Source organism: Rheinheimera sp. 1928-s, assembly GCF_029269265.1.
GTDB lineage: Bacteria > Pseudomonadota > Gammaproteobacteria > Enterobacterales > Alteromonadaceae > Pararheinheimera.
Window position 1 is genome coordinate 120,784 of the sequence record NZ_JARIXP010000008.1, and the last position, 16,619, is coordinate 137,402.

General features: G+C 47.6%; 17 protein-coding genes. 4 read left to right on the top strand and 13 right to left on the bottom strand.

The window, feature by feature from the left end; translation table 11 throughout:
• Window positions 1-2: 2 nt before the first annotated feature.
• The 9 genes from recO to rpoE form a co-directional block, all read right to left on the bottom strand.
• Complete coding sequence (gene recO / locus P3C17_RS18250) at window positions 3-683, bottom strand: DNA repair protein RecO (RefSeq protein WP_300930755.1); 681 nt, start codon at window positions 681-683, stop codon at window positions 3-5.
• A gap of 1 nt (window position 684) precedes the next feature.
• Entirely contained in the window at window positions 685-1,581 is an 897-nt protein-coding gene (gene era, locus P3C17_RS18255) for a GTPase Era (RefSeq protein WP_300930756.1), read from the bottom strand.
• On the bottom strand, window positions 1,571-2,245 hold the full coding sequence (gene rnc, locus P3C17_RS18260; RefSeq protein ID WP_300930757.1) for a ribonuclease III: 675 nt from the start codon (window positions 2,243-2,245) through the stop codon (window positions 1,571-1,573). Before rnc ends, era begins: the two co-directional genes overlap by 11 nt.
• Window positions 2,245-3,168 carry a signal peptidase I gene (lepB, locus tag P3C17_RS18265; RefSeq protein WP_300930758.1) on the bottom strand — a complete coding sequence of 308 codons (924 nt, stop codon included), beginning with the start codon at window positions 3,166-3,168 and terminating at the stop codon, window positions 2,245-2,247. The genes rnc and lepB overlap by 1 nt, the downstream gene beginning before the upstream one ends.
• Window positions 3,169-3,182: 14 nt before the next feature.
• Entirely contained in the window at window positions 3,183-4,982 is a 1,800-nt protein-coding gene (lepA, locus tag P3C17_RS18270) for a translation elongation factor 4 (RefSeq protein WP_008898018.1), read from the bottom strand.
• Window positions 4,983-5,142: 160 nt separating this feature from the next.
• Window positions 5,143-5,601 carry a SoxR reducing system RseC family protein gene (locus P3C17_RS18275; RefSeq protein WP_300930759.1) on the bottom strand — a complete coding sequence of 153 codons (459 nt, stop codon included), beginning with the start codon at window positions 5,599-5,601 and terminating at the stop codon, window positions 5,143-5,145.
• A complete protein-coding gene (locus tag P3C17_RS18280) occupies window positions 5,602-6,525 on the bottom strand; it encodes a MucB/RseB C-terminal domain-containing protein (RefSeq protein WP_300930760.1) in 924 nt (307 codons plus the stop codon). It abuts the gene before it with no gap.
• A 2-nt stretch (window positions 6,526-6,527) separates the two neighbouring features.
• Window positions 6,528-7,166, bottom strand: coding sequence for a sigma-E factor negative regulatory protein (locus tag P3C17_RS18285; protein ID WP_300930761.1), 639 nt, complete (start codon window positions 7,164-7,166; stop codon window positions 6,528-6,530).
• A gap of 23 nt (window positions 7,167-7,189) precedes the next feature.
• Window positions 7,190-7,765 carry an RNA polymerase sigma factor RpoE gene (gene rpoE / locus P3C17_RS18290; protein WP_008898022.1) on the bottom strand — a complete coding sequence of 192 codons (576 nt, stop codon included), beginning with the start codon at window positions 7,763-7,765 and terminating at the stop codon, window positions 7,190-7,192.
• Window positions 7,766-7,977: 212 nt separating this feature from the next.
• Here rpoE and nadB point away from each other — a divergent pair, with 212 nt between their 5' ends.
• On the top strand, window positions 7,978-9,576 hold the full coding sequence (gene nadB, locus P3C17_RS18295; protein ID WP_300930762.1) for an L-aspartate oxidase: 1,599 nt from the start codon (window positions 7,978-7,980) through the stop codon (window positions 9,574-9,576).
• Here nadB and P3C17_RS18300 read toward each other — a convergent pair.
• Window positions 9,573-9,986, bottom strand: coding sequence for a protein YgfX (locus tag P3C17_RS18300; protein ID WP_346015678.1), 414 nt, complete (start codon window positions 9,984-9,986; stop codon window positions 9,573-9,575). The genes nadB and P3C17_RS18300 overlap by 4 nt on opposite strands.
• A gap of 10 nt (window positions 9,987-9,996) precedes the next feature.
• The gene (locus P3C17_RS18305) at window positions 9,997-10,248 is read right to left on the bottom strand and encodes a succinate dehydrogenase assembly factor 2 (protein WP_127019106.1); all 252 of its coding nucleotides are present in this window, start codon (window positions 10,246-10,248) and stop codon (window positions 9,997-9,999) included.
• Between the two features lie 115 nt (window positions 10,249-10,363).
• On the opposite strand from P3C17_RS18305, the gene ygfZ reads away from it, so the two are divergent.
• The 3 genes from ygfZ to P3C17_RS18320 all read left to right on the top strand — a co-directional run bounded on the left by ygfZ (window position 10,364) and on the right by P3C17_RS18320 (window position 12,404).
• Entirely contained in the window at window positions 10,364-11,338 is a 975-nt protein-coding gene (gene ygfZ, locus P3C17_RS18310; RefSeq protein ID WP_300930764.1) for a tRNA-modifying protein YgfZ, read from the top strand.
• 11 nt (window positions 11,339-11,349) lie between these two features.
• Window positions 11,350-11,835: a peptidylprolyl isomerase gene (locus P3C17_RS18315; RefSeq protein ID WP_300930765.1), complete on the top strand. Its 486-nt coding sequence runs from the start codon at window positions 11,350-11,352 to the stop codon at window positions 11,833-11,835.
• 104 nt (window positions 11,836-11,939) lie between these two features.
• Window positions 11,940-12,404, top strand: coding sequence for a CreA family protein (locus tag P3C17_RS18320; protein ID WP_300930766.1), 465 nt, complete (start codon window positions 11,940-11,942; stop codon window positions 12,402-12,404).
• Between the two features lie 2 nt (window positions 12,405-12,406).
• Here the strand turns inward: P3C17_RS18320 and P3C17_RS18325 are convergent, their stop codons facing one another.
• Complete coding sequence (locus P3C17_RS18325) at window positions 12,407-13,474, bottom strand: efflux RND transporter periplasmic adaptor subunit (protein WP_300930767.1); 1,068 nt, start codon at window positions 13,472-13,474, stop codon at window positions 12,407-12,409.
• Window positions 13,461-16,544, bottom strand: a complete 3,084-nt coding sequence (locus tag P3C17_RS18330; protein ID WP_300930768.1) for an efflux RND transporter permease subunit — start codon at window positions 16,542-16,544, stop codon at window positions 13,461-13,463. The genes P3C17_RS18325 and P3C17_RS18330 overlap by 14 nt, the downstream gene beginning before the upstream one ends.
• Window positions 16,545-16,619: the final 75 nt, after the last annotated feature.

A 16,619-nucleotide genomic window follows, 5' to 3' on the forward strand; every position in this document is an offset into this window, starting at 1 on the left:
AGCTACTTCCTGATCGGTTGAAATAATGCTCTGCTGGTTAAAGGTTTACTGCCAAGTAAAGGCGCTAACAATAAACGGCTTAACTGTTTGGCGGTTTTTAATACGTCGTCTTGCTGCCATTGCTGCTGGCCTATAGCTTTAAGATTTTCACCTTTCCAGCCTTTGCCGGAAATTTGCCAGCCTTGCTCCGGCCACCACTGATACAAAGCGCCATCCTGCAAAGCTTCACCTTCTGAATCGTAATCCCAGTCAACCGGCTGGCCTAACTCGGTCAGCAGGGAGAATTCAAACTGACGTAAACAAGGCTCCAGCTCGTCGGTTAACAGTTGCTGCAAAGTCTGCTGGTACAACTCAAATAAAGCGTCGGAACCAACGTTTTCCGGCCATAACCGGCAAATCAGCTCATTTAAGTACATGGCACCAAACAGCTTTTCACCTTGCAGCAAAAAGGCCGGGCCTGCTTCTTCCGCTTTACTGACCGTTTTTAATTCAGAACGACCCAGCAGTTCCAGTTGCAATAACTGAAAAGGCTGCAATGACAAACGTTGTTGTTTTTTACTGCTGGATTTGCGGATAACAGCACTGACCCGGCCCAGTTCAGGCACCAGCAGCTGCAATAACAACTGCTGTTCCTTAAAAGCGCGGCTGTGCAGAATAAAAGCTGGCCAGCTGCGATTGTCCATTTTAGTCTTCGCCGTAACCTAAGCTGCGCAAAGCGCGCTCGTCATCAGCCCAACCTGATTTCACTTTGACCCAGACCTGCAAAAATACCGGTTGTTCAAATAAGGTTTCCATATCTTTACGGGCTTCAGTGGCGATGGTTTTAATGCGTTCGCCTTTTTTACCTATCACCATCTGCTTTTGTGTATCACGTTCGACTAATACTAAAGCAGCGATATGGTAATGTTTTTCTTCCCATTTAAAGCGTTCAATTTCAACAGTCACAGCATAAGGCAATTCGTCACCTAAAAAGCGCATCAGCTTTTCACGCACTATTTCAGATGCCATAAAGCGGCTGCTGCGGTCAGTGACATATTCTTCCGGGAAGAAGAATTCGCACGGAGGTAATTGCTTTTGTACCAACTCGCGCAACGTCTGCACGTTAGTGCCTTTTTCCGCTGACAAAGGGATGATCTGCTGAAACTCAAGCTGACTACCAAGCCATTGCAAATGCGGCAATAACTCTTCTTTGTCTTTGTATAAGTCGACTTTATTCACCACCAACAACACTGGTTTTTTTGCCGCGATCAAACGGTTTAATACCATCTGGTCGTCGTCCGTCCAACGCGTACCTTCCACCACAAAAATAATCAGCTCTACATCCAGAATAGTGCTGGCGGCGGCTTTGTTCATCAGGCGGTTAATGGCGCGCTTTTCTTCGATATGCAAACCTGGCGTGTCGACATAGACAGTCTGGTAATTATCCTGCGTGTCTATACCTACAATGCGGTGACGGGTGGTCTGGGGTTTACGCGACGTAATACTAACCTTCTGACCCACCAGCTGGTTTAATAATGTGGACTTACCCACGTTCGGACGGCCAACTATGGCAACCAGTCCGGCAAAAGTCTCAGAGGTCATTTTTAACTTGTTCCAATAAAATCCGTGCTGAATCCTGTTCAGCTTTGCGTCTGGAATTACCAGACGCGATAACAGGAGCTCTGCCCTGCACAGTACAACGCACAGTGAACACCTGATCGTGGTCATCACCTTGTGTATCTATCACTTCATACAAAGGTAAAGGTAAACGACGACCCTGCAGGTATTCCTGTAACTGAGTTTTACTGTCTTTTTGTACACCTGGCTGAATATCGGTTAAACGGCTGCCAAACCAGTTTAATATCCGCTCTTTGCAGGCTTCGATACCAGAATCTAAAAAGATAGCACCCAAAATGGCTTCGACAGCATCAGCCTGGATAGATTCACGGCGTAAGCCACCACTTTTCATCTCGCCAGGGCCAAGCCGCAGGTATTCAGCCAGTTCCAGCTCTTTGGCTATTTCAGCCAAAGTAATACCTTTGACCAAAGAAGAACGCATACGGGTTAAGTCGCCTTCGCGGGCTTTCGGGAAATGAATATACAGAGCTTCGGCAATCACCATGCTAAGCAGAGCATCACCTAAAAATTCCAGCCGCTCATTGTGCTCACCTTTACAACTACGGTGAGTCAGGGCTTGTTCGAGTAACGCGACCTGCTGAAACTGGTAACCCAGCTTTTTCATCAGGCCGCTGACAGGTTTTTGCATTAATTAATTTTGCCTAAACGTTCAAAACGCACGCCAACCGGCACCCATGAAGGCAACCAGTTATCCGGGTCTTCACTAAATTCAAAACTCATCCAGATAAATACCGCTTTACCCACCAGATTTTCTTCAGGCACAAAACCCCAGGCACGGCTGTCACGGCTGTTATCGCGGTTATCGCCCATCGCAAAATAGTGGCCTTCAGGCACAATAAATTCTTCGATGGCAGTACCTGGCTGTTTGTAATACTGCATTAAATCTTCGGCTTTAAACGGATGCTGCAGTATGTCGTGTTTATGCTCGCCAAATTGCTCGGAGTAACGTTTGGTGGGCAATTCGCCATCCATAAACTCGCCTTCAGCCTGCAAGGTCAAAGGCACTGCTTCTAAACCAGGGCAGGTACTTTTGTCGGCTGCAGCACAAGCAGGCTGGATAAACAGCTGCTTGTTTTTGTAGATAATGCGATCACCAGGTAAACCCACAGTACGCTTGATAAAATCAATAGTAGGTTGTTCCGGGTATTTAAATACAATCACGTCACCCCGTTCTGGACGACCTGTGGTGATCAGCGGCTTACGCCAGACTGGATCTTTGACGTCGTACGAAAACTTCTCCACCAGAATAAAGTCACCGACCAATAAGGTGGGCATCATCGACCCTGATGGGATCTGAAACGGCTCGTATAAAAACGACCGGATAATGGTAATGGCCAGAATCAGCGGGAAAATTTCTTTGGCGGTTTCTGCCAGATAAGAAGGTTTTTCCAGCTCTTCAATAGCGCTTAATGGCAGGCCACCCGCTGCAGCCGCCTGAGCGGTCGCAACTTTAACTTTACGTTTTGGCGCAAATACCAGTATATCAATCAGCCAGATCAAACCACTGACTAAGGTCAATACTACGAGGAAAATTGCAAAATAACCTGCCATAACTACCCTTGTTGTTATTTACCGACTTTCAGAATGGCAAGGAAGGCTTCCTGTGGAACTTCCACATTACCTACCTGCTTCATACGTTTTTTACCGTCTTTCTGTTTCTGCAACAGCTTTTTCTTCCGGCTGATATCGCCGCCATAACATTTAGCTAATACGTTTTTACGTAATTGTTTTACCGTAGTACGGGCAATCACGTGTGCACCTATAGCAGCCTGAATAGCAATATCAAACATCTGGCGAGGGATCAGCTCTTTCAGCTTTTCAGCCAGCTCACGACCACGGCCCTGAGCAAAGTCTTTATGGCTGATAATAGCCAAAGCATCAACCCGCTCACCGTTGATCAGAATATCAACCCGTGACATTTCAGAGGTCTGGAAGCGTTTAAAAGCATAATCCAGCGACGCATAACCGCGGCTGGTGGATTTTAAGCGGTCGAAGAAGTCCATCACCACTTCAGCCATTGGCAGTTCATAGACCACTGCCACCTGACGACCGTGGTAGGTCATATTCATCTGCACACCACGTTTTTCAATACAAAGGTTAATGACGTTACCTAAATATTCTTGTGGCACCAGAATATGAGCTTCAACTATAGGCTCACGAATTTCATCAATATTACCCACAGGCGGTAATGCACTTGGGTTATCGACCATCACTGTTTCACCATTTTTGGTGATCACTTCGTACACTACGGTCGGCGCTGTGGTGATTAAGTCCAGATCGTATTCACGCTCTAAACGTTCCTGAATGATTTCCATATGTAACATACCGAGGAAACCAATACGGAAACCAAAACCTAAAGCGCCTGAGCTTTCTGGTTCATAAAACAGTGACGAGTCGTTTAAGCTGAGTTTTTCCAGCGCATCACGGAAGTCTTCGTAGTCGTCTGAAGAAACAGGGAATACACCTGCATACACCTGTGGCTTAATACGTTTAAAACCAGGTAAAGGCTCAGTGGCTGAGTTTTTCGATAAAGTTAAAGTATCGCCCACTGGCGCGCCTTTAATTTCTTTAATACCACAGATGACAAAACCTACTTCACCTGTATTTAAAATACCTGTGTTGTTGGCTTTAGGGGTAAATACCCCCACTTTGTCCACTTCGTAGACCATGCCGGTCGACATCACTTTGATTTTGTCTTTTAACTGAATTTTGCCGTGTTTTACACGAACCAGTGACACTACGCCCTGGTAAGGGTCAAACCAGGAATCGATAATCAGCGCCTGAGTTGGGCCATCCGGATTACCTTCAGGGCATGGAATATTGGCGACTATAGTCTCCAGTACATCTTCAATACCTAAACCGGTTTTGGCAGAACACTGCACAGCGCCTATGGCTTCGATACCAATAATGTCTTCAATTTCTTCGGCAACGCGGTCCGGATCGGCTTGAGGTAAGTCGATTTTATTCAGAATTGGTAAGACTTCGAGGTTCATTTCCAGCGCTGTATAGCAGTTGGCAACGGTTTGAGCCTCAACACCCTGACCCGCATCAACCACCAATAAAGCACCTTCACAGGCCGCTAAAGAACGGCTGACTTCATAAGTAAAGTCAACGTGGCCCGGCGTGTCGATAAAGTTTAGCTGGTAGGTTTCACCGTCTTTGGCTTTGTAATGCAAAGTTACGCTTTGCGCTTTAATGGTGATACCACGCTCACGTTCCAGATCCATTGAATCTAAAACCTGCGCCTGCATTTCACGATCGGTTAAACCACCACAAAACTGGATCAGACGATCCGACAGCGTCGATTTGCCGTGGTCTATGTGGGCTATGACTGAAAAGTTACGAATATGAGTAATTTTTGGCATTTTTTCCGCTAAAGCTGCTATCAGGTGGCCCCACTCTGACCCTTATGGTCACAAACCGGGCGAACACCAAAGTTGATTCAGATAAATTTGCCGCGAATTGTACTCGATCTCGGCATTGGTTGCTATGTGTTCAGATGTTACAGCGGATTTCAGCAGAGGATTAATCGGTAATGCGGACATGTTGTACCGCCAGTTCCGGCAATACCGCAAGGATCTCTATTTGCTCTTGCTGTGCCGATGGACCACTGATGAAGCGCGCCACAGCAAAACCAGCAGCTAATGCAGATAAAGAGCCCAGCACTATAGCAGTCTCTGCCAATTGCAGCCGGCTTAATAAAGCAGCCACTGCAATCAGACAAAACAAGGGGAATAAATACAGCAAAGCTGCAGCAGACAACAGATGTTGTTCGCTGACGGCTATTTTGACTTTTTGCCCTTCCAGTAACTGCAACTGACTTTTGACAAAAAACAGATTTTCACGTGGGGTTAAAGCTTTAGCCACAACACCAGTGCCACAGTCGTTATTCGACTGGCAGGCGTTGCAGCTACTGATACTTTGAGTTTTCAGCCAGACACCATCGCTCTGGCTTTTCATCACAGTAGCAATTTCTTCCAGCATTTAGCGCACCGATTCGGCTATTTGTCGGGCCGTCTCGATAGACACAGGGCCTATCACAGTGACATCAAACTGGTTTTTTGGCATGACAAATATAGTGGTCGCTCCATCGCGGAAGGCCTGAGCGGGCAAACTGGCACTGGGTTGCACAAATACAGACACCTGATGCAAACCGTCATATAACAACCATTGCTCCAGAACCTGTTGCGGCACCATAGCTGCTGTGACAGAAACTTCCTGATAACCATCAGGTAACCAGGATAATTCCAGCGGGCTTTGCGGCAAAGCTACATTGGGCATTGTTTCAGCAACAGCTGGTAATTCCGCATTGGCAGCCACATTCAGTATTTCAGGCAAAGTGGCGTGGGGCAAAATATGAGTAACTACCCACCGCTCCAGCACTTCATTCTGAACCGTTAAAGTGTCTATTTTCAGCGGAAAACCTGTCTGGCTGTCTAACCACAACCAATAGCCCGGCCTGCCACTTTGCAAAGGCGTTAAACGCAATAACTGAGCAGAACGACCAGATAATTGAGTCACTCCGCCAGGCACTGCATCGTATAAGGTTTTGATCGATTCGATATCACGATACAACAGAGCAGGGAGTTCTTTGATCGTACTGCTGCTGGTTGCCAGTGGCGCTTTTTCAGGTGCAATGTAATACACCATCTCACCACGACGCAAAATTTCAACGCCACTTTGTTCCAGTGGCATCAGTTGCTCTATCTCTGAATCATTGTGTACGCCATGCACCCAGCGGTAGCTGTCTACCTGATTGGGTTTGATGACAACAAAGGAAGCTTCAAAATTAAATTGACGAACCGAACTCTGACTACGCTCAAACCACTCCCACCCCGAGACTTCGGCGAAGCTCAGGCTGGAGTAACACAAGATGATCAAGGCACTACTTAAGCCTTTCCAACCCATATTTATTGCTCTTGTCTTAGTTTCTCAGCTGGAGTTTCTGGAGTTTTCTGCTGTGCAGTGTCCATGACTCTGATTTGCTGACGATGTGCCTGCAGCAGTTGCTGCAAACGTTGTTGCTGTTCCAGCATGGCCTGACGTTGTTCCTGTTCAAAACGGGAATTTACTGACGTCTGACTCAAACTAACAGGTGTGGCAAAACCAGCGACAGGCTGAGTTTGTAACACAGGTAAAGGTGAATTCAGATCTGCGTCCTGGCCTGAACCCTGGAACTGTTGCACACCTAGCACAGCAACTAATGCCACGCTGGCGGCTACAGTGCCTTGAAAACCAGTTTTAAACCAACCCGTGTTGGCGGCTTCACCCAGTTTTTTCCAGAACGACACTGGCGTATCTTGTCTGTGCACTAGTGGGCTAGTTTCTAACTGATAAGCAGGTTCCTGATCTAACAGGCTGGCAAAGTTATCTGCAAACTGCGTATCCAGTTGAGCTGGCAATTCATTACGAATGGCGGCGCCAATCAAATGATAACGCGCGAAGCTCTGCTGTAATTCAGCGTCCTGCAGTAAACTGTCTAATTGTTCCGGGCTAATTGCTTGGTTATCACTAGCAGCCGAGAGCCAATCTGATTTTTCTGACAACATACCGATTCCTGTTTAGTAGAGGTTCAACTAATGAGCGGTTTTAACTGCGCATCAATAGCTTCACGTGCACGGAAAATCCGACTTCTGACTGTTCCTATTGGACAGCCCATCACTTCCGCAATCTCTTCGTAACTTAAACCATCCAATTCACGCAACGTAATAGCTGTGCGTAATTCGTCTGGCAACTTTTCAATGGTATCGAACACAACATTACGGATTTCATCGGATAACAAAAGTTTTTCCGGAGAATCCTGCTCTTTTAACGCATCGCTACCGTCATAAAACTCGGCATCATCCGCATCTACGTCTGTAGATGGTGGCTTGCGTCCTGTCGCTACCAGGTAATTTTTAGCGCTGTTCACAGCTATCCGGTACAACCAGGTGTAAAATGCACTCTCACCACGAAAGCCGGGAATAGCACGGTAAGCTTTAATAAAGGCTTCCTGAGCTACATCCGCCACATCGCCATGGTTAGAGACATAACGTGAGATTAAGTTCGCAATACGATGCTGGTATTTTTTTACCAACACATTAAAGGCTGCTTTATCCCCTTGTTGTACCCGCTGGACAATCTGCCAATCCAATTCTTGCTCGCTCATCCGAGCCTTTCCCCTAATGCTAAATACTACTTTCTTTTTGCAACTGGCGCTCGTCAAGCGTACCCTTATGACTGGAAGCTATATGAATAGTTCTTGGAATAAGTAAAAAAAGTTACAATTTGCCGTTTCTGATACGGCCAGCCGCCGGAAAGTAGCGTATAAAGACCCAAATTACAGACATTTATGTGTTTTTGACTGAATAAGTGTATCGCATGCAACAACAAAAAAAACATCTTTGTGACGTATTAATTATCGGCAGCGGCGCTGCGGGTTTATCGCTGGCTTTGCATCTGGCAGACAGTGCCAAAGTGATAGTGCTGAGTAAAGGCCCTTTGCGTGAAGGTTCTACCTTATATGCTCAAGGTGGCATAGCTGCCGTATTTGATGAAAACGACAGTATCGCCTCCCATGTGGATGACACCTTAATAGCTGGCGCCGGCTTATGTGAAGCAGCCGCAGTGCAGTTTACGGCTGAGCATGCCAAAGAAGCCATGGAATGGTTAATTGGTCAGGGCGTGCCTTTTGATCAGTACAAAGATGAAGATGGCGTACTGAAATACCACCTGACCCGAGAAGGTGGTCATAGCCACAGACGTATTTTGCACGCAGCAGATGCAACAGGCCGTGCTGTGCAAATCACGCTGGTTGAGCAAGTCAAAGGTCATCCGAATATTCAGTTGCTGGAAAACTACAATGCGATTGATTTAATCACGTCCAGCAAGTTGGGCTTAGCAGAACAAAAATGCCATGGCGCTTATGTCTGGAACCGTGACGAAGAACATGTAGAAGTGATAGGCGCTAAATGTATTGCGCTTGCCACAGGCGGAGCCAGTAAAGTGTATCTGTACACCAGTAATCCTGATGTCGCCAGCGGCGATGGCATAGCTATGGCCTGGCGTGCCGGTTGCAGCGTAGCCAATATGGAATTTAATCAATTCCACCCGACCAGCTTATATCACCCTGAAGCACAGAATTACCTGATCACTGAAGCCATGCGTGGTGAAGGTGCGTATTTAAGACGGCCTGACGGCAGCCGTTTTATGCCGGATTTCGACGAACGCGCCGAATTAGCACCGCGCGACATTGTCGCCCGCGCTATCGACTATGAAATGAAAAAGCTCGGCGCTCATTGTGTCTATCTGGATATCAGCCACAAGCCGAAAGACTTTATTATTGAACACTTCCCAACCATTTATGCCAAGTGTTTAAGTGTGGGTATCGACATTACCAAACAACCCATTCCTGTGGTACCAGCAGCGCATTACACCTGCGGTGGTGTGATGACGAATCTGAATGGCCAGACCGATATTTCTAATCTGTATGCTATTGGTGAAGTGGCCTATACAGGGCTACATGGCGCTAACCGCATGGCCAGTAACTCCTTATTGGAGTGCGTGGTTTTTGCTCAATCGGCAGCACGGCATATTAAGCAGCAGCTCGAGTCAGCCCGCTTAGTCACTGAACTGCCTTGCTGGGATGAAAGCCGCGTCATTGACTCGGATGAAGAGGTAGTGATTACTCACAACTGGCACGAGTTGCGGCTCTTTATGTGGGATTACGTCGGCATAGTCCGCACTGAAAAACGCTTAGAACGCGCCTTGCACAGAGTAGAGCTATTGCAACGTGAAATTCAGGATTATTACCGTAACTTCCGGGTCAGTAATAACCTATTGGAGCTGCGTAATTTGACTATGGTGGCTGAGCTGATTATCCGCAGCGCTATGGAGCGCAAAGAAAGCCGTGGCCTGCATTACAATCTGGACTACCCGGATCAATTAGCAGAACCCACGCCAACCATTTTGAAGCCTTAACGCCGGTTCACTGAGTCGGCTTGCTGCTGCCATTTTGCGGTCTGGCATACCCTCGCCAGACTGCGAAAATGCTCTTCAGATAAATTATCTCTGTACAGCCATAACTGTTGGGTTTGTTGCTCTGTATCACGCCAGCGCAACCAAATACCCAATTGCGACACCAAAGACTCTGCCGACAACTGGCCTGCTGGCAGTTCGTCCTGCCACCATTTCAGCTCGCCTTTTTCACTTAAAAGCAACAGTCGCGCTTTGATGGGGTGTTGCCATTGCCGTAACAGCTGATAAAAGCAAAAAAACAGCCAGGGCCAAAGCAGCAGCCACCAGAGGGCATAAAAAGGTTGCAGCAGGAAAATAAGCAGGATCAATAAGCATTGCGCCAGATACAGAATCCGGCGCATGCGGGATGGCACAAAGCTAAGGTTATACCCGTACTCTGTTAACAATGATATTCACCATAGCCTGCAGCTCTGGATCGGTGGATTTGCCATGGCCCATAAACCAGGCGAACAAATCCGGGTCATCACAAGCTAACAGGGCTTCAAAAGTATATTTTTGTGCATCTGTTAAAGCGTCGTAACCTTCTTCGACAAAAGGAGCCAGTAAAACGTCAAGTTCCAGCATGCCACGACGGCAAGCCCAACGCAGGCGGGGTTTACCCATTAATTCTTTCATTTACAGCTTTCCTTTTGTTGGTATTGACCGGATTCTAACAAAAAAACCTTACAGGGGTTGAGCTTTTGGCCAAATCCCCCAATGATCACCTTAGTATTCTAAGAGACTTACCCTTATGCAAGCATCCTGGATCAGTGCCGATCAACTCGCTTCTTTATCTACTTCAGTGCAAGGTGCCTTTATCAGTCCGTTGCCGGGCTTTGAAAGTCTGATTATTGCCGGACCAGATAGCCATAAATACCTGCAAGGACAAGTGACTGCAGATCTGAATACCCTGACTGCTGACAACTTTCTGCGTGGCGCTCATTGTGATGCCAAAGGTAAAATGTGGGGCCAGTTTCATTTATGTGCCAATGGCGAAAACCTATGGTACATCGGCTTTCGTGACGAATTACAGGCTTCAGCCACCCAACTGAAAAAGTTTGGTGTATTTTCTAAAGTCAGTTTTGAAGCGGGCCATGACAGTCTGGCTATTTTAGGCATTAGCGGCTCAGGTACCGCCGCTTTACTGGAAAAACTGGGTTACGCCCAACCTGCTGCTGTGGGTCAGTTAAGTTCAGTTGCCGGTGGTAAACTGCTGCGTTTGGCGGACGAGCATTACCTGTTAGTGCTGGATTTTGTCCACGCCAGACAATTATTAGCGGAACAATCTGCCCATTTGGCTGCTCCAACCTTGTGGTTAGCTCAGCATATTCAGCAAGGGCTGTCCTATTTAGAGCAGGCTGTGATTGGCGAATACGTGCCACAGATGCTGAATTTACAAAGTATCGACGCCATTAGTTTTACCAAAGGTTGTTATATAGGCCAGGAAACTGTGGCCCGAATGAAATATCTGGGTAAAAATAAAAGAGCTGCTTATATCCTCACCAGTCAAAGTGAGGAAACCCCGGCCAGCGGCACAGATATTGAAGTACAATGGTCGGAAAACTGGCGTCGGGTTGGCCAGGTCATTAATGCGGTGAATATTCAGGGGCAACTTTGGGTGTTGGCGGTGTTACCGAACGATATTAACCCAGCTGATCCACTGCGATTAGCAACTCCGGATGCATCGGTTGTAGTTATATCACCTTTGCCCTATTCACTCGCGTAACTGAGGTTTGCATGAGCATACAAGCAGAAAAAGTAGTCGCCATTCATTACACTGTGGCTGACAAAGCAGGCAACGAACTCGATAGTTCGGCTGGCGGAGAACCGCTGGTATTTATTTTTGGTACAGGCGCTTTAATTCACGGTTTAGAGCAGGCTTTATTAGGTAAAACTGTGGGCGACAAATTCAAAGCCGAAGTACCAGCAGCAGACGCCTATGGTGATCGCCATGATGAATTAACTCAGGCGGTACCACGTAATTTATTCGAAGGCATGGATGTACAGGTTGGCATGCGTTTTCGCGCTGCAGGCCCGGACGGCCGTGAGCAATCTGTCATTGTGTTAGACGTGACAGAAGACGAAGTGGTCGTAGATGGTAATCACCCACTGTCAGGCATTGACCTGACGTTTGATGTGGAAGTGATTTTAGTCCGCGATGCGACAGACGAAGAATTGGCCCATGGCCATGTGCATGGTTTAGACGGCCACGCCGGACACTAAGCAAAATCAACGGAGTCGCAAGGCTCCGTTTTTCTTGTGGGTATATGTAAGCTTTATGTCTATGTGAGCTTTGGGTATTCATACATTAAAAGGATGACTGAACTATGAAAAAATGGCTTTTGGTATTTACAGTGCTTGGGCTTGCGGCCTGCTCTGATAAAGAAGTAGCGGATGTCAGCTTAGGTTTATTCACCACCAAAGACATTAAAATTCAGACTTTCGACGACCCGAAAATTCCTGGTGTCACTTGTCATATCAGCCATGTTGAAGCCAATCTGGATTTTGCCGACCCGTCCGACATGTCCATCGCCTGTCGTCAAACCGGTGAAATCACCGCAGCTATGCTAAAAGACATCGATCGTTCTAAAAACGGCGAAGTGATTTTCAGCACGTCCAAAAGCATTTTATTTAAGCACTTAAAAATTCGCCGTATTCTGGATAGCAGCAGTCAGACTTTGTTGTACTTGTCGTACTCCACCAAAGAAACGACCGGTAGCTACAAACATTCGCTGACCAGCGTGCCACTGTGGGGCACTGCGGCATGGCAAGCTCCGGCGTCCGGCAAATAGCCTTAGGTTTTTACCGGAAATTCCCGGTCATTCAGCACCTTAACTTGATCGCCCTGAGTTAAGGTGTCGCCACCTCGGATCACGATGTGTTCACCAGCCGACAGTTCTGCATCTACAGCTATTAGCTTGCCCATGCCCTGCCCTAATTGCACAGCCTTTTGTTGTGCTTTTTGTTCGCTATCCACCACAAACACAAACTGACCTTCGCTTTTTACCACCACAGCGTCCCGTGGCACCAACAACTGCTGGCGGGCTATTGCAGTAGGCACGGCAACAGACACCAACTGGCCAACCTGAAAGTTCGCCAACAGCTGATCTGGCACCTTAATTCGGGCTTCAAAGGTTTGTGAACGCATATCTGAGACTGGGATCAAATTCCGTACAGGCAACTGGCTTTCACCTCCGCTGTGAAATACCTGCAGCAACTGATTTTGCTGCAAGAAAGCGGCATATTTCAGCGGTGCAAACACCACCACTTCCAAATCACTCAAATTTACCAGCCGCACCAACGCATCGGTTCTACTGATATCCTCACCATGCTGATGAAAACGTTGCGCCACTACACCAGCAAAAGGTGCTTTGACTGAGCTGCGGTCGATCTGGTCCTGCAACTGCGCCAGTTGAGCCCGCAGCAATTTAAGTTCAGCTTCAGCGCTATCGCGATCAGCACTGATTTGATCCAGCTGAGTTAAAGCCACACTGTTGTTTTTACTCAGCTCTAACAGCCGGGCAGTATCTTTTTGCAAACGCCGCCATTGAATATCCGCCCTGCTGATTCGGGCATTCATTTCATCAACCCGCAACTGCAAGGGCGTGGTATCCAAACGGGCTATGACTTCATCTTGTTTAATCTGGCTGCCAGGTTCCGCCAACCATAATAAACGCCCTTCTACACCAGCTGTCACATCAGCCTGATAACGGCTTTGCACCTGAGCCGTCACCATGGTGTGTGGCAACATCACCTGCTGCTGTACTTGCGCCACACTGACCACCTTCTCCGGTGACGTTTGTGCGATAAGGTAAGGGCTACAGAACAAAGCCGCGGTAGCGACCCATTTATGAAGTTGCATCAGAAATCTCCAAAGGAAAAGTAGCCCGTTTTGTCTGACGGGCAGAAGCCACACGCAATAAAGCTGGGATCAATACCAGACTAAACAACATACTAAAGGTCATGCCGCCGACTATCACAGCAGCTAAACCCCGGTAAATTTCGGAACCAATGCCGGGTACCAGCACCAGCGGCAACATGCCAAAAATGCTGGTCAGGGTGCTCATAAAAATCGGTCTGGCTCTGGTCAAAATGCCCTTGAACAAAGCAGCGTCTAAATCTACACCTTCCCGCTGCTGCTGCCGGCACTGATCCACTAACAAAATGGCGTTATTGACCACCAGCCCAAGCAAAATGACGAAACCTATCATGGTCAGTAAGTCCAGCGACTGAAAAGTCAGCAGATTCAGCACTCGCAATGCCACCACACCACCCAAAATGGCCATTGGCATGGTCAGAACCACCAGTAAACTGTCTTTGGCAGAACGGAATAACGCAGCCATCAACAAAAACAGAATAAATACTGCCACAGCAAAGTTTTCTCCCATCTCTGTCATGGCATGAGACAAACGATCGGCATTACCTCGAAACTGCACTGAAATTTGTTCTGGCATTTCATCCCGCAATGGGGTCATCAGTTCTCGTTGTAAAATTTGCATTGCCTCATCCAGTGGCATAGTGGCGGGAGGTGTCACCTGCAAACTGATGGTGCGCAGGCCGTTGACCCGCTGCAAAGATGTGGGGCCAGTGGTGTAGTTCAGCTCACTGAGCTGGCCTAAGGTTTGACCACCAGCACCAGGGGTATATAAAGGTGTGGCAGTTAATTGCTCAGGAGTTTGCCAGCCCTGACCTTTGAGGATAATGTCCATCCGCTCGTTACCATCAAAGTATTCACCTATGTAAATACCATCTGTGACTGCACGCACCATATTCGCAACAGTAAAACGATCCACTCCACTTTGAGCTATGCGGTTTTCATCCGGAGTTAAGCGGAGTTCAGGCTGGGCCAAGGCTAAATCAGGTACTGGCCGCACTGTAGCGCCGGGTAATAATTTTTCAATGGTTGGCATTGCAGCAGCCGCTTGTTGCATGAGCTGCGGCACATCAGGGCCCTGGAAATCTAAGTTTAATTCGCGGCCACTACCAAAACCGAAGTTAAATAATGAGCCTTGCACACTAAAGGTCTTGGTGTCGGGTAAGCCCACCAGAATCTCTTCCCGCAATAATTTGATCATATCCTCTATGCTGTCCGGGTCCTCAGCGTAGATAAAGAGTGAGTTAAAGCCCCTGTTGATCGACAGGTTATACCCTTTGATCGCCGGGTATTTTTTATCCTGATAATAAGGCCGTAACCGAGTGACCAGCAGATCACCAATCTCCTGCTCCAGTATCTGTATATTCGCACCAGGAGGTAGTGAAAAACCTGAAAACACCGTATCAATAGAAGCCTGTGGCAGGAAATCGGCTTTAGGCAGTAACAATGTAATCAATAACATAGAACCTGGCACAAGCAGGGCCACCCAGCCTAAAGCCAGCTTGTAGTTTTGAGTCAAACGACAGACTCTTCTGGCAAGTGTGTGCCAGAAAAAAGCTAAAGAAACTGAACTGGCCTCTGGTTTTAACCAGAATAATGAAGCGACAGGTAACAGAGTTAAAGCCACCAGCAAAGATGCCGTGACCGCCACAGCTAAAGTTAACGCCAGATCGTAAAACAGCTGGCCTTCAACACCCTGCATAAATAACACAGGCACAAAAATAGCAACTGTGGTTGCCGTTGAAGCCCAGAGCGCCGCACTCACCTGAGCGGTACCCTTTTTTACCGCCTGTTCCAGTGCCATGCCCTGCTGAAACAGACGCATGATATTTTCCTGCACTATGATGGCTGCATCCAGCACCATACCTACCGCAAAAGCCAACCCCGCCAAAGAGACTACATTCAGTGAGCGGCCAAATAAATCCAGCACCATGATGGAAATCATCAGAGAGACTGGAATTGTTAAACCAATCAGTAAGGTTGCCTGCCAGCCACGCAGAAACAGATACAAAATAACCAAAGCCAGCGCTATGCCCAGCACCAGATTGCCATTGACCAGCTCTATCGCCCTTTTGATATGCACCGAGGCGTCATAACTCAGCACTATTTCAATGCCTTTGTTCTGCAGCTCATTTTGATTTAAATCGGCAATGTCCTGATTCAGCGCATCAAGGATTTCGACAGTGTTGGAGCCTGCGGCGCGCTGCAAGCTGATGTAAAACGCCGGGTAACCGTTACGTTTGGTAAAGCCTGCCCGCTCAGCGTAATCAATTTTTACTTGTGCGACTTCATGCAAATATACAGGCCTGTCATTCTGATAAGCCACCACCATTTGCTCGTACTGAGCAGGATCGTACTGGCCGACAAAACGTACAGTGAATTCACGTCGCCCTACTTCGGCAAAACCGCCGGACACATTACTGGCACGGCCAATACGTGAACTTAATTGATCAACAGACAAACCCAAAGCAGCCAGACGATAAGGGTCAAATACGATATGCAGCTCTTTGGCGCGGCGGCTGGCCAAATCGACTTGAGATACACCAGCTATAGCTTTTAACCGTGGGTACACCACATCATCAATCACTGGCTGTAAGGCCGTAAAGTCAGCGTCTGCGTTTTCATCTAACTTGCGGATCAATAAACTGGCGACAGGACCAGCACCACTGTTTAGCGAAACCACAGGTTCAGCGGCTTCCCTTGGACGCGGAGGAGCCTGATTTAACGCATTGATCACGTTCAGCATGGCTTGCTGCATATCCTGGCCAACGTCAAAGGTCAGCGTAATAAAACCAAAACCGGCTCCAATAAAGCTGCTGCTTTCTATCACGCCCGGTACATTGCGCAGCGCAGCTTCTTGCGGCTCAATGATAGTGGATTCCATTTCTTCAGGAGCAGCAGCGCGCCAGCCATTCTGAATAAAAATTTGCGGTTGCTCGATGGAAGGTAAAAGCTGAATAGGTAATTTAGCCACTGCAAGTAAACCAAATAACACCATAATCAGACTGACCACTACAACAGCAGCAGGATTTTTTAAACTGGCTCGGGTTAAGTTCATTCTGTTGCTCTACTCTTGATGGGCACTATTGCTATTCCATGGAAGTGTAACTGTGGCAAAAATGTGCACTAGCTT